Origin of the sequence: Streptomyces pluripotens (assembly GCF_000802245.2) — a bacterium.
In the GTDB taxonomy this organism is placed as follows: Bacteria; Actinomycetota; Actinomycetes; order Streptomycetales; family Streptomycetaceae; genus Streptomyces; species Streptomyces pluripotens.
In genome coordinates, this window is record NZ_CP021080.1 from 1,590,763 (window position 1) to 1,603,813 (window position 13,051).

Here is a 13,051-nt window from a genome sequence, read left to right on the forward strand (position 1 = left end):
CTACCTGCGCCGGGGCGCAGCTGAACTGGGTCCGCTGTACCGTCCCGCGTTGCCGGCCCGCCGGACCACACGGCGGTCGTGGTGCTGCTGCTCACCACCAGGTCCAGCACTCAGCACGGCAGTGCATGCTCTTGGGACCGGGCGCCGTGCGCCGGGCCACGTGCCGCCGACTGGCCGGTGGCACGCGTGCCATGGACCAGCGCAGGCGGCTGACGGGGGCGTGACCGTCCGGTACGGTCCCGAATCCTGTGGTGCGCGGGTGCGCTGCGCGAACACTCCGTCGGACGACGGCCGCCTTCGGACATGCGGCGGCGCCTGCCCAGTCGTCCGGTCGGGGACAGGCGGGCAGGCGCCGTCAGTGTTCCGTACGCCGTTGTACGGGACGCTTCTCGATAGGCCGTCAGACCGCCAGGGCGCGGTCCGTCGGGCGGATCGGAGCCGGCAGGTCGCTGGCCCCGGTCAGGTGACGGTCGACACCGCGGGCGGCGGAGCGGCCCTCCGCGATCGCCCACACGATGAGGGACTGGCCGCGGCCGGCGTCACCGGCGACGAACACACCCGGCACGTTGGTCTGGAAGTCGGCGTCGCGGGCGATGTTACCTCGTTCGTCCAGCTCAAGGCCGAACTGGTCCACCAGGCCGTTCTCCCGGTCGGTGCCCGTGAAGCCCATCGCCAGCGTGACCAGCTGGGCCGGGATCTTGCGTTCGGTGCCCGGCTTCTGGGTCAGTTTGCCGTCGACGAACTCGACCTCGGCCAGGTGCAGCCACTGCACGTTGCCGTCCTCGTCGCCCTCGAAACGGGTGGTGGAGGCGGAGTAGATCCGCTCGCCACCCTCCTCGTGGGCCGAGGTGACCTTGTACAGGATCGGGAAGGTCGGCCAGGGCTGGCTGACCGGGTGCCGCTCGTCGTTCGGACGGGGCATGATCTCCAGCTGGGTGACGGAGGCCGCGCCCTGCCGGTGGGCGGTGCCCACGCAGTCCGCGCCGGTGTCGCCGCCGCCGATGACGACCACGTGCTTGCCCTCGGCCGAGATCGGAGAGGTGACGTAGTCGCCCTCCTGGACCTTGTTGGCCAGTGGCAGGAACTCCATCGCCTGGTAAATGCCCTTGAGCTCGCGGCCCGGCACCGGCAGGTCGCGGGCGGTCGTGGCACCGGCCGCGATCACGATCGCGTCGTACCGCTTCTTCAGGTCCGTGGCCTTCAGGTCACGGCCGATCTCGACGCCGGTGCGGAAGCGGGTGCCCTCCGCGCGCATCTGCTCGATGCGGCGGTTGATGTGCCGCTTCTCCATCTTGAACTCCGGGATGCCGTACCGGAGGAGGCCTCCGACGCGGTCCGCGCGCTCGTAGACGGCGACCGTGTGACCGGCCCGGGTCAACTGCTGGGCGGCGGCCAGACCCGACGGGCCGGAGCCGATGACCGCGACCGTCTTGCCGGACAGGCGCTCGGGGACCTGCGGGGCGACAGCCCCGGTCTCCCACGCCTTGTCGATGATCGCGACCTCGACGTTCTTGATGGTGACCGGCGACTGGTTGATGCCGAGCACACACGCCGACTCACAGGGGGCCGGGCACAGACGACCGGTGAACTCCGGGAAGTTGTTGGTCGCGTGCAGACGGTCGTAAGCGGCCGCCCAGTCCTCGCGGTAGGCGTAGTCGTTCCACTCGGGGATCAGGTTCCCCAGCGGGCAGCCGTTGTGGCAGAACGGGATGCCGCAGTCCATGCACCGGCTGGCCTGCTTGCTGATGATCGGCAGCAGGGAGCCGGGGACGTAGACCTCGTTCCAGTCCCTGACCCGCTCACCGACAGGACGGGTCTTGGCGACCTCGCGGCCGTGGTTCAGGAAGCCCTTCGGGTCAGCCATTGATCGCCGCCTCCATCATCTTCTCGGTGATCTCGGTCTCGGAGAGACCAGCTCGCTCGGCGGCGTCCTTGGCGGCGAGCACTGCCTTGTACGTGCTGGGGATGATCTTGCTGAACCGTTCCACGGCCGCGTCCCAGTCGCCGAGCAGCTTCTCGGCGACCGTCGACCCGGTCTCCTCGGCGTGACGGCGCACCACGTCGTGCAGCCACCGCTTGTCCGTCTCGTCCAGCGGCTCGACCGACTCGGCGTTGCCGATGTTGACGTTGTCGCGGTCGAGATCGACGACGTAGGCGATGCCACCGGACATACCTGCCGCGAAGTTGCGGCCGGTCGGGCCGAGGACAACCGCGCGCCCCCCGGTCATGTACTCGCAGCCGTGGTCGCCCACGCCCTCGGAGACGACCAGTGCGCCGGAGTTGCGGACGCAGAACCGTTCACCGGTACGGCCACGCAGGAACAGTTCGCCGCTGGTGGCGCCGTAGGCGATGGTGTTGCCCGCGATGGTCGAGTACTCGGCGAGGTGGTCGGCCACACGATCCGGGCGGACCACGATCCGGCCGCCGGACAGGCCCTTGCCCACGTAGTCGTTGGCGTCGCCCTCCAGGCGCAGGGTGACACCATGCGGGACGAAGGCGCCGAAGGACTGGCCGGCCGAGCCGGTGAACGTGATGTCGATGGTGTCGTCGGGCAGGCCGGCACCGCCGAACTTCTTCGTCACCTCGTGGCCGAGCATGGTGCCGACCGTGCGGTTGATGTTGCGGATGGCGACCTGGGCGCGCACCGGCTGCGCGTCGGTGGCATCGGAGGCGGCTAGGGCGTCGGAGGCGAGCTTGATCAGCTCGTTGTCCAGCGCCTTCTCCAGGCCGTGGTCCTGGGCGATCAGCTGGTGGCGGACGGCTCCCTCGGGCAGCGAGGGCACGTGGAAGAGCGGCTCCAGGTCCAGGCCCTGCGCCTTCCAGTGGTCGACCGCGCGGGTCACGTCGAGCGCCTCGGCGTGGCCGACGGCCTCGTCGATGGACCGGAAGCCCAGCTCGGCAAGCAGTTCGCGGACCTCTTCGGCGATGAACCGGAAGAAGTTCACCACGTACTCGGCCTTGCCGGCGAAACGGTCGCGCAGTGTCGGGTTCTGGGTGGCAATGCCGACCGGGCAGGTGTCCAGGTGGCAGACGCGCATCATCACGCAGCCGGAGACCACGAGCGGCGCGGTCGCGAAACCGAACTCCTCGGCACCGAGCAGCGCGGCGATGACGACATCGCGGCCGGTCTTCAGCTGACCGTCGGTCTGCACGACGATCCGGTCGCGCAGGCCGTTGAGCAGCAGGGTCTGCTGGGTCTCGGCCAGGCCCAGCTCCCAGGGGCCGCCCGCGTGCTTCAGGGAAGTCAGCGGGGAGGCACCCGTGCCACCGTCGTGACCCGAGATGAGGACGACGTCAGCGTGGGCCTTGGACACACCGGCCGCGACCGTGCCGACGCCGACCTCGGAGACCAGCTTGACGTGGATCCGGGCCTGCGGGTTCGCGTTCTTCAGGTCGTGGATCAGCTGCGCCAGATCCTCGATGGAGTAGATGTCGTGGTGCGGCGGCGGCGAGATGAGGCCGACCCCCGGCGTCGAGTGACGCGTCTTCGCGACCCACGGGTAGACCTTGTGGCCGGGCAGTTGGCCGCCCTCACCGGGCTTGGCGCCCTGGGCCATCTTGATCTGGATGTCGTCTGCGTTGACCAGGTACTCGGAGGTGACGCCGAAACGGCCGGAGGCGACCTGCTTGATGGCGCTGCGCCGCGCCGGGTCGTACAGGCGCTCGGGGTCCTCGCCGCCCTCACCGGTGTTGGACTTGCCGCCCAGCTGGTTCATGGCGATGGCGAGGGTCTCGTGCGCCTCCTTGGAGATGGAGCCGTACGACATGGCGCCGGTCGAGAACCGCTTGACGATCTCGGAGGCCGGCTCGACCTCCTCGACCGGGATCGACTCGCGGTCGCTCTTGAAGCCGAACAGGCCGCGCAAGGTCATCAGGCGCTCGGACTGTTCGTTCACCCGGTCCGTGTACTTCTTGAAGATGTCGTAGCGGCCGGTGCGCGTGGAGTGCTGCAGGCGGAAGATCGTGTCCGGGTCGAACAGGTGCGGCTCGCCCTCGCGGCGCCACTGGTACTCGCCACCGATCTCCAGCGCGCGGTGCGCCGGGGCGATGCCGGAGGCGGGGTAGGCCTTGGCGTGGCGGGCGGCGACCTCCTCGGCGATGACGTCGATGCCGACACCACCGATCTTGGTGGCCGTGCCGTCGAAGTACTTCTCGACGAAGCCCTCGTCCAGGCCGACGGCCTCGAAGACCTGGGCGCCGCGGTAGGAGGCGACCGTGGAGATGCCCATCTTGGACATGACCTTCAGCACGCCCTTGCCGAGGGCGTAGATCAGGTTGCGGATGGCCTGCTCGGGCTCGACGCCGTCGATGAAGGTACCCGCGCGCAGCAGATCCTCCACCGACTCCATCGCCAGGTAGGGGTTCACGGCCGCGGCACCGAAGCCGATGAGCAGGGCGACGTGGTGAACCTCGCGGACGTCGCCCGCCTCGACCAGCAGGCCCACGTGGGTGCGCTGCTTGGTGCGGATGAGGTGGTGGTGGACGGCGGCGGTGAGCAGCAGCGACGGGATCGGCGCGTGCTCGGCGTCGGAGTGCCGGTCGGAGAGGACGATCAGGCGGGCGCCGTTCTCGATGGCGGCGTCGGCCTCGGCGCAGATCTCCTCGATGCGCGCGGCCAGGCTGTCACCGCCACCGCTCACCCGGTACAGGCCGGAGAGGGTCGCGGCCTTGAAGCCGGGCATGTCGCCGTCGGCGTTGATGTGGATGAGCTTGGCCAGCTCGTCGTTGTCGATGACCGGGAAGGGCAGCGCGACGGATCGGCAAGAGGCGGCGGTCGGGTCGAGCAGGTTGCCCTGCGGGCCGAGCGACGAGCGCAGGGAGGTGACCAGCTCCTCGCGGATGGCGTCCAGCGGCGGGTTGGTGACCTGGGCGAACAGCTGGGTGAAGTAGTCGAAGAGCAGGCGCGGACGCTCGGACAGGGCCGCGATCGGAGAGTCCGTGCCCATGGAACCGATGGGCTCGGCGCCGGTGCGGGCCATCGGCGCGAGGATGACGCGCAGCTCCTCCTCGGTGTAGCCGAAGGTCTGCTGGCGCCGGGTGACCGAGGCGTGGGTGTGAACGATGTGCTCGCGCTCGGGCAGATCGCCCAGCTCGATCTCGCCTGCCTCCAGCCACTCGGCGTACGGCTCCTCGGCGGCCAGGCTCGCCTTGATCTCGTCGTCCTCGATGATGCGGTGCTCGGCGGTGTCGACCAGAAACATGCGGCCGGGCTGCAGGCGGCCCTTGCGGACGACCTTGGCCGGGTCGATGTCGAGGACGCCGACCTCGGAACCGAGGACGACCAGGCCGTCGTCGGTGACCCAGTAGCGGCCGGGGCGCAGACCGTTGCGGTCGAGGACGGCACCGACCTGGGTGCCGTCGGTGAAGCAGACGCAGGCGGGACCGTCCCAGGGCTCCATCATCGTGGAGTGGAACTGGTAGAAGGCGCGCTGGGCGGGGTCCATGGAGCCGTGGTTCTCCCACGCCTCCGGAATCATCATCAGCACCGAGTGCGGTAGCGAGCGGCCGCCGAGGTGCAGCAGTTCGAGGACCTCGTCGAAGGAGGCGGAGTCGGAAGCGTCCGGCGTGCACACCGGGAAGATCCGCTCGATGGACTTCTCATCGGAGCCGAACAGGTCGGAGACCAGCTGGGACTCCCGGGCGCGCATCCAGTTGCGGTTGCCCTTGACCGTGTTGATCTCACCGTTGTGCGCGACGAAGCGGTACGGGTGGGCGAGCGGCCACGACGGGAAGGTGTTCGTGGAGAAGCGCGAGTGGACGAGCGCGATCGCGGAGGCGAAACGGCGGTCGGACAGGTCCGGGAAGAAGGGCTCCAGCTGGCCGGTGGTCAGCATGCCCTTGTACACGATGGTGCGGGCGGACAGCGAAGGGAAGTAGACCCCGGCTTCCCGCTCGGCGCGCTTGCGCAGCACGAACGCCTTGCGGTCCAGCGCGATGTCCTCGCTGGAGCCGTCGGCGACGAAGATCTGACGGAAGACCGGCATGGTCGAGCGGGCGGTGGCACCCAGCAGCTCCGGAGCGACCGGAACCTGGCGCCAGCCGAGGACGTCCAGTCCCTCTTCGTCGGCAATCGTCTCGATCTTCGAGACGGCGTCCTGGGTTCCGTCCTCTGGCAGGAACGCGATGCCTACGGCGTATGAGCCGGCCGCGGGAAGGCTGAATCCGGCCACCTCGCGGAAGAAGGCATCCGGCACCTGGGAGAGCAGGCCCGCGCCGTCGCCCGAGTCGGGTTCGGAGCCGGTCGCACCACGGTGCTCCAGGTTGCGCAGAACGGTGAGCGCCTGCTCGACCAGCGTGTGGGACGCCTCGCCGGTAAGGGTGGCGACGAAACCAACGCCGCACGCGTCGTGTTCGTTGCGGGGGTCGTACATACCCTGCGCAGCAGGGCGAGCATCCATGAACGACCAGTTCTGGCCGTTCGCGGAATGCTGGGACGGCTGGCGCGGCGTACGCATCGGCTCTCCCGTCGTCGTCATGTGGCATGTGGCAGGTGCCGAGGGACGACGTTGGCCCTCTGCGGAGTGCAAAATTTCGTGCAGGTTACATGATGGAGTGGTTCTCGGGAAGCGGATACTCCGTTCCAACATGTGGACGCCACGGTCGCGGCGGAGGTGCCGCCCAGGGGCGACGGGTGCCGCATGGTGACGGCTGGGTGCCGCGCGGCGGCGACACAGTCGTGAGGGGAGACTGCCACGGACAAGATCGGTCGGATCGGCGCCCGGCGGCCCCAGGGGGAGCATCGTCGCTCATCCCACAGGGGCGCGGCAGGCGTCGTTGCCCACAGCGCTTACGGCTCATGCCCGGTGGTTAAGCACTCGAAACCAGCGGGTAACGGCTACTTATACGACCCAACGCATAGATAGGATCCGCACTATCCTACGGCCGTTCCGAACAGGCTGCCCAGGGCGTACGTCACACCGGCCGCCGCACCGCCGAGCGCGAGCTGCCGGAGACCGCTGTACCACCAGCTCCGGGCCGTCACCCTGGCCACCACCGCCCCGCAGCCGAAGAGTCCGGCAAGGGCGAGGATGACGGCGGGCCACAGTACGGCCGCGCCGAACAGGTACGGCAGCACCGGCAGCAGGGCGCCGAGCGCGAACGACCCGAAGGACGAGACGGCGGCCACCATCGGCGAGGGCAGGTCACCGGGATCGATACCCAGTTCCTCCCGGGCATGGATCTCCAGAGCCTGCTCGGGGTCCTTGGACAGTTGTTGGGCGACTTCGCGGGCCAGCTCGGGCTCGACCCCGCGGGCGACATAGAGTGCCGCGAGTTCGTCCTCCTCGTCCTGGGGGTGCTTACGCAGCTCACGCCGCTCCACGTCGAGTTCCGCCTCGACGAGTTCACGCTGAGAGGCGACGGAGGTGTACTCGCCCGCCGCCATCGAGAAGGCGCCGGCGGCAAGCCCGGCGAGCCCGGTGATGATGATCACCTGCCGGCCGACGGACCCAGCGGCCACACCGGTCATCAGGGCGAGGTTGGAGACCAGGCCGTCCATCGCCCCGAAGACGGCGGGGCGCAGCCAACCGCCGTTGACATCGCGGTGCGTGTGGTTGTCGCGGTGCGCCTCATGCAGGGCGGCTTCGGTGTCGATGATGGCCATGCGGGACCCCCAGATAGCTTAGCCAAAGCTAACTTTGGATGAGATCTACTTTTTGACGATGCTCAAGGTATGTCGATAACTCCGCCCTCGCCAGCAAGGAAAGGCTGGGCTAACCTGCGGTTTTCTCACCCGCCGAGCCCACCAAGCCCACGACATCTGCCCATCCGGAGGGATGATTCGGGACATGACGCCTGCAGAGCCCGCTGAAGCAGATAGCACTACATCGTCCGCACGTGGCCCCCGCACCCGCGTCACCCATGCCCTCACCCACCGCACCCGCCAGGAGGCAACCCGCTCATGACCCACATCGCCGTCCTCGGCAGCACGAACATGGACCTCGTCACCTACGTCTCCAAGGCCCCGCAGCGCGGCGAGACGGTCACCGGACGGGAGTTCCGTACGGTGCCCGGAGGCAAAGGCGCCAACCAGGCGATCGCCGCGGCCCGTGCCGGCGCCACTGTTTCGATGATCGGCGCGGTCGGCAACGACGCCTTCGGCCAGCGGCTGCGCGACACCCTTGAACACTCCGGCGTGGACACCGACTTCCTTGCCACGGTCGAGGGCCCTTCCGGCACCGCCCACATCGTGGTGGACGACGAGGGCGGCAACTCCATCGTCGTCATCCCGGGCGCGAACGGCACCGTCGACCACCTGGCCCCGGGCGACGAGGGAGTGATCGCCTCCGCCGACGCGCTGCTGCTCCAACTGGAGATCCCGCTGGCCGCGGTCGTCGCGGGCGCGGAGACGGCCCGCCGGCACGGTGTCCGCACCGTCCTCACCCCGTCCCCCGTCCAGCCGCTGCCACCAGAGCTCCTCGCCGCGACCGACCTGCTGGTGCCCAACGAGTACGAGGCGATCACCCTCACTGGCCGCACCGACCCCCGGGAGGCGGCCGCCGCCCTGCTGGACCTGGTACCGGAGGTCGTCGTCACCCTGGGTGCCACCGGCAGCCTCTACGTGGCCCGAGGAGCCGAGCCCCTCGTGGTCCCCGCCCCTCGGGTGTCCGCCGTCGACACCACGGGGGCGGGCGACACCTTCGTGGGTACGCTCGCGGTGGCCCTCGCCGAGGAGAAACCCGTACGGGAGGCCCTGTCCTGGGCGGCCGCGGCCGCAGCGATCTCCGTCCAGCGGGAAGGAGCCTCGGCGTCGATGCCGTACCGCCCGGAGATCGAGGCCCAGTACAACGCGTGAGCGCCGTGGCACGGACGGCTGTCCCTGCCGCGCCACACTGCTCGGGCCCCCGGTGTTCCTGCGGTCGCCCGCACGCACCAAGGGCGCCCGGAAACCCCGGGCGCCCTCGGTTGTCGAACAATCGGCGGTCAGCTCTTTTTCGCGGACCGCGCCTCATGCTCCGTGGTGTCCGTGGCCTCCTCCGCATCGCTGGCCCCCGCGGGGTCGTCGCGCTGCGGGGGATCACCGGCCCCAGAGGTGTCCTTGGCCTGTGCCGTATCACCGGGCCCAGAAGTGTCCTTGTTCTCTGCCGTGTCCGCGCCGGCTCCGTCCGCCACCGTGGCACCGACCGCTGCGCCGTCGCCTCCAGTGCCGAGGGCAGCCGGCTCGACGACCGCCTCCCGCCCCGGCCGCGTCTTCGCGGACACCACCATGTACAGCACCGCCATCAGGAAGACGAACAGCGCGGTCCAGTCATTGAGGCGGAGGCCCAGAATGTGGTGGGCGTCGTCCACGCGCATGTACTCGATCCAGGCGCGGCCCACACAGTACGCGGCGACGTACAGGGCGAAGGCCCGGCCATGGCCGAGCTTGAAGCGACGGTCGGCCCAGATGACGAGGAATCCGACCCCGATGCACCACAGGGATTCGTAGAGGAAGGTCGGGTGGTAGTAGCCCGGCACTCGGCCGCCCTCGGAAGAGGTGATGTGCAGAGCCCACGGAACATGCGTCTCACGGCCGTACAGCTCCTGGTTGAACCAGTTGCCCCAACGGCCCATGGCCTGCGCGAACGCGATGCCGGGCGCGACCGCGTCGGCGTACGCGGGCAGCGGGATGCCCCGCCGCCGCGCCCCGATCCAGGCGCCGAGCGCGCCGAGGGCGACCGCGCCCCAGATGCCCAGGCCGCCCTGCCACACCTTGAAGGCGTCGACCCAGTCCCGGCCGTCACTGAAGTACAGCTCATAGTCCGTGATCACGTGATAGAGCCGACCGCCGACCAGGCCGAACGGCACGGCCCAGACCGCGATGTCGGCGACCGTACCGGACTGTCCGCCGCGGGCGATCCAACGCTTGTTGCTGACCCAGACAGCGATGAAGACGCCGATGATGATGCAGAAGGCATAGCCGCGCAGCGGGATGGGGCCGAGATACAGCACCCCGCGCGACGGGCTGGGAATATAGGCAAGTTCCATGGCAGCTCCGACGCTACCGTGCCAGGCCACGGGTACGGCAAGCAGCCTGGCTACGGGTCCATAACGGGGGCGTGAGAATCCCTTACCCCTGGTTGGCCGCGTCGACCATCTGCTTGAGCTTGGCCGGGGTCATCGTCTGGTCCTGGTAGATGTTCTTGCCGTTGAACAGGACCGTGGGGGTACCGGTGAAACCGCCGGTCTGAAAGGCCTTCTGCGACTTGTCCACCCAGCCGTTGTGGGTGCCGTCCTCGACGCACTTCCGGAAGGCGGGCGTGTCCAGACCGTTCACCTTGCCGGCGAGCTCGATCAGCTTGGCATTGCTCGCATAGGTGTCGTCGGTCTCCTTGGGCTGGTTCTCGTACAGCACGTCGTGGTAGTCGCGGAACTTTCCGGCGTCCTGGGCGCAGGCCGCCGCGTTGGCCGCGCGCAGGGAACCGGTGCCGCCGAGGTTGCCATCGATCAGCCGGACGAAGTGGTAGTCGACCCTGAGCTTGCCCGCGTCGGCCAATTCATGGAGCGTCGGCCGGTACGCGGTCTCGAAGGCCTGGCAGGCCGGGCACCGGAAGTCCTCCCAGACGGTGAGCGTCGACTTGGCGCCGTCCTTGCCAACCGGGATCGCGAGGCTGTCCTTGCCCTGTGCGCCGGAGGGTGCCACGACCGGGCCCGCGCTCCTGCTGCCCTTGTCCTTGCCGGCGTTCGCGGCGACCACGCCGATCACCGCAGCCAGGCCGAGGACACAGACGACGCTCGCGCCCACGATCAGCGTGCGGCGCCGCTTCTCCGCGGCCTTCTGCTTCTCGCGCTCAACCGCCAGCCGCTCCCGGGCGGTGCGCTTTCCGTCACGGTTCTTCTCGCTCACACCCCCAGAACGAACCGGGGAGGCACAGCGCGCCTCCCCGGCCCGAGGTCCACCCGTTCGAGTGATCGAAGACCACGGCGCGGGCGGTCGCCGGTGCTCACACCTGGCGGCGCACACCCTTCGCCAGCTCGCCAGCCAGTTCACGGACCGCCTTCACACCGGCGGCGTGATCCGGGGCGTCCAGCATCCGCTTCACGAACGCCGAGCCGACGATGACGCCGTCGGCGAAGCCGGCGACCTCTGCGGCCTGGGCAGCGTCGGAGACTCCGAGTCCGACGCAGACGGGCAGCCCGTGGCCGGTGGCGCGGGTACGCTCGACCAGGTCCTGGGCCTGGGTGCCGACGGACTCGCGCGTGCCGGTGACGCCCATCAGCGAGGCCGCGTAGACGAAGCCGGAACCGACCGCCGTGATCCGGGCGAGCCGCTCGTCCTTGCTGCTGGGTGCCACGACGAAGATCGTCGCGAGGCCGTGCTTCTCGGCGTGCTCACGCCACAGGTCCGATTCCTGGACCGGCAGGTCGGGCAGGATGCAGCCCGCACCGCCCGCATCGGCCAGTTCGGCGGTGAAGCGCTCGACGCCGTAGCGGTCGATGGGGTTCCAGTACGTCATGACGAGTACGGGCTTGCCGGTGGCCCGGTGGGCCTCCCGGACCGTCCGCATCACGTCCGCGATCCGCACACCACCGCGCAGGGCGATGTCGTCGGCGGTCTGGATGACCGGCCCGTCGAGGACCGGGTCGCTGTGCGGCAGACCCACCTCGACGACATCGGCGCCGCCGTCGAAGACGGCCCTAATCGCGTCGATGGCGCCGTCCACGGTCGGGAAGCCGGCGGGGAGATAGGCGATGAGCGCGGACCGACCCTCAGCCTTGGCGCTGGCGAGGGTGTCCGACAGCAACTGCACGTTCCCGGTCACTTGGCGTCCCCCTCGATCTCGGCGGTGTCGGCTTCGTCGGCGGCCACCTCGGCGTCGGTGTCGTAGAGACCGAAGTACCGGGCGGCGGTGTCCATGTCCTTGTCGCCGCGTCCGGAGAGGTTGACGACGATCAGCCCGTCCTCGCCCAGCTCCTTGCCGACCTCCAGGGCACCGGCCAGGGCGTGCGCGCTCTCGATGGCCGGGATGATGCCCTCGGTGCGCGACAGCAGGCGCAGGGCCTGCATGGCGGCGTCGTCGGTGACCGCGCGGTACTCGCCGCGGCCGGAGTCCTTCAGATAGGAGTGCTCGGGGCCGATGCCCGGGTAGTCCAGACCGGCCGAAATCGAGTACGGCTCGGTGATCTGGCCCTCCTCGTCCTGCAGGACGTACGACCGGGAGCCGTGCAGGATGCCGGGCTCGCCCGCGGTCAGGGTGGCCGCGTGCTCACCCGTCTCCACCCCGTGTCCGGCGGGCTCGCAGCCGATCAGGCGGACGTCCTCGTCGGGGATGAAGGCGTGGAAGAGGCCGATGGCGTTCGATCCGCCGCCGACGCAGGCGATGGCGGCGTCGGGAAGGCGTCCGGTGCGCTCCAGCAGCTGGCGGCGCGCCTCGACTCCGATGACCCGGTGGAAGTCACGGACCATGGCTGGGAAAGGGTGGGGTCCGGCTACGGTGCCGAACAGGTAGTGGGTGCGGTCGACATTCGCGACCCAGTCGCGGAACGCCTCGTTGATGGCGTCCTTGAGGGTGCGGCTGCCTGACTTGACGGCCACCACCTCGGCGCCGAGCATGCGCATGCGGGCCACGTTGAGGGCCTGGCGCCGGGTGTCGACCTCGCCCATGTAGATGGTGCAGTCGAGGCCGAAGAGCGCGCAGGCAGTGGCCGTGGCAACGCCGTGCTGGCCGGCACCGGTCTCCGCGATGACGCGGCTCTTGCCCATGCGCTGGGTGAGCAGGGCCTGGCCGAGCACATTGTTGATCTTGTGGGAGCCGGTGTGGTTGAGGTCCTCGCGCTTGAGGAACACCCGGGCGCCGCCGGCGTGCGCGGCGAATCTGGGCACCTCGGTCAGCGCGCTGGGCCGGCCGGTGTAGTTCACCAGCAGGTCGTCGAGCGCGCGGGCGAACTCCGGGTCGGCCTTGGCCTTCTCGTACTCGACGGCGACCTCGTCAACGGCGGCGACGAGGGCCTCCGGGATGAACTTGCCGCCGAACGCGCCGAAGTAGCCCTCGGCGGTGGGCACCCGACCCTCGGGGTCGGGGATGAAGAACTGGCTGGGCATGCAAAACCTCACGGTGAGTGTGCGAGTAGA

Annotated in this window: 8 protein-coding genes; 1 reads left to right on the plus strand and 7 read right to left on the minus strand. The window is 69.5% G+C overall.

The window, feature by feature from the left end; all coding sequences use genetic code 11:
* Positions 1–400 precede the first annotated feature (400 nt).
* From LK06_RS07035 to LK06_RS07045, 3 genes are all read right to left on the minus strand, one after another.
* Positions 401–1,864: a glutamate synthase subunit beta gene (locus LK06_RS07035; RefSeq protein WP_039655962.1), complete on the minus strand. Its 1,464-nt coding sequence runs from the start codon at positions 1,862–1,864 to the stop codon at positions 401–403.
* Positions 1,857–6,455 (minus strand): glutamate synthase large subunit, encoded by a 4,599-nt coding sequence (gene gltB, locus LK06_RS07040; protein WP_174673818.1) that lies wholly within the window; start codon positions 6,453–6,455, stop codon positions 1,857–1,859. Before gltB ends, LK06_RS07035 begins: the two co-directional genes overlap by 8 nt.
* A gap of 416 nt (positions 6,456–6,871) precedes the next feature.
* Positions 6,872–7,603, minus strand: a complete 732-nt coding sequence (locus LK06_RS07045) for a VIT1/CCC1 transporter family protein (protein ID WP_039655959.1) — start codon at positions 7,601–7,603, stop codon at positions 6,872–6,874.
* Positions 7,604–7,900: 297 nt separating this feature from the next.
* On the opposite strand from LK06_RS07045, the gene rbsK reads away from it, so the two are divergent.
* Positions 7,901–8,794 carry a ribokinase gene (gene rbsK / locus LK06_RS07050; RefSeq protein WP_039655957.1) on the plus strand — a complete coding sequence of 298 codons (894 nt, stop codon included), beginning with the start codon at positions 7,901–7,903 and terminating at the stop codon, positions 8,792–8,794.
* Positions 8,795–8,922: 128 nt separating this feature from the next.
* Here the strand turns inward: rbsK and lgt are convergent, their stop codons facing one another.
* The 4 genes from lgt to trpB form a co-directional block, all read right to left on the minus strand.
* Positions 8,923–9,966, minus strand: a complete 1,044-nt coding sequence (gene lgt, locus LK06_RS07055; RefSeq protein WP_039655955.1) for a prolipoprotein diacylglyceryl transferase — start codon at positions 9,964–9,966, stop codon at positions 8,923–8,925.
* 82 nt (positions 9,967–10,048) lie between these two features.
* A complete protein-coding gene (locus LK06_RS07060; RefSeq protein ID WP_039655953.1) occupies positions 10,049–10,825 on the minus strand; it encodes a DsbA family protein in 777 nt (258 codons plus the stop codon).
* A gap of 97 nt (positions 10,826–10,922) precedes the next feature.
* Complete coding sequence (trpA, locus tag LK06_RS07065) at positions 10,923–11,741, minus strand: tryptophan synthase subunit alpha (RefSeq protein WP_039655951.1); 819 nt, start codon at positions 11,739–11,741, stop codon at positions 10,923–10,925.
* Positions 11,738–13,021 carry a tryptophan synthase subunit beta gene (gene trpB / locus LK06_RS07070; protein ID WP_039655949.1) on the minus strand — a complete coding sequence of 428 codons (1,284 nt, stop codon included), beginning with the start codon at positions 13,019–13,021 and terminating at the stop codon, positions 11,738–11,740. Before trpB ends, trpA begins: the two co-directional genes overlap by 4 nt.
* Between the last annotated feature and the right edge of the window lie 30 nt (positions 13,022–13,051).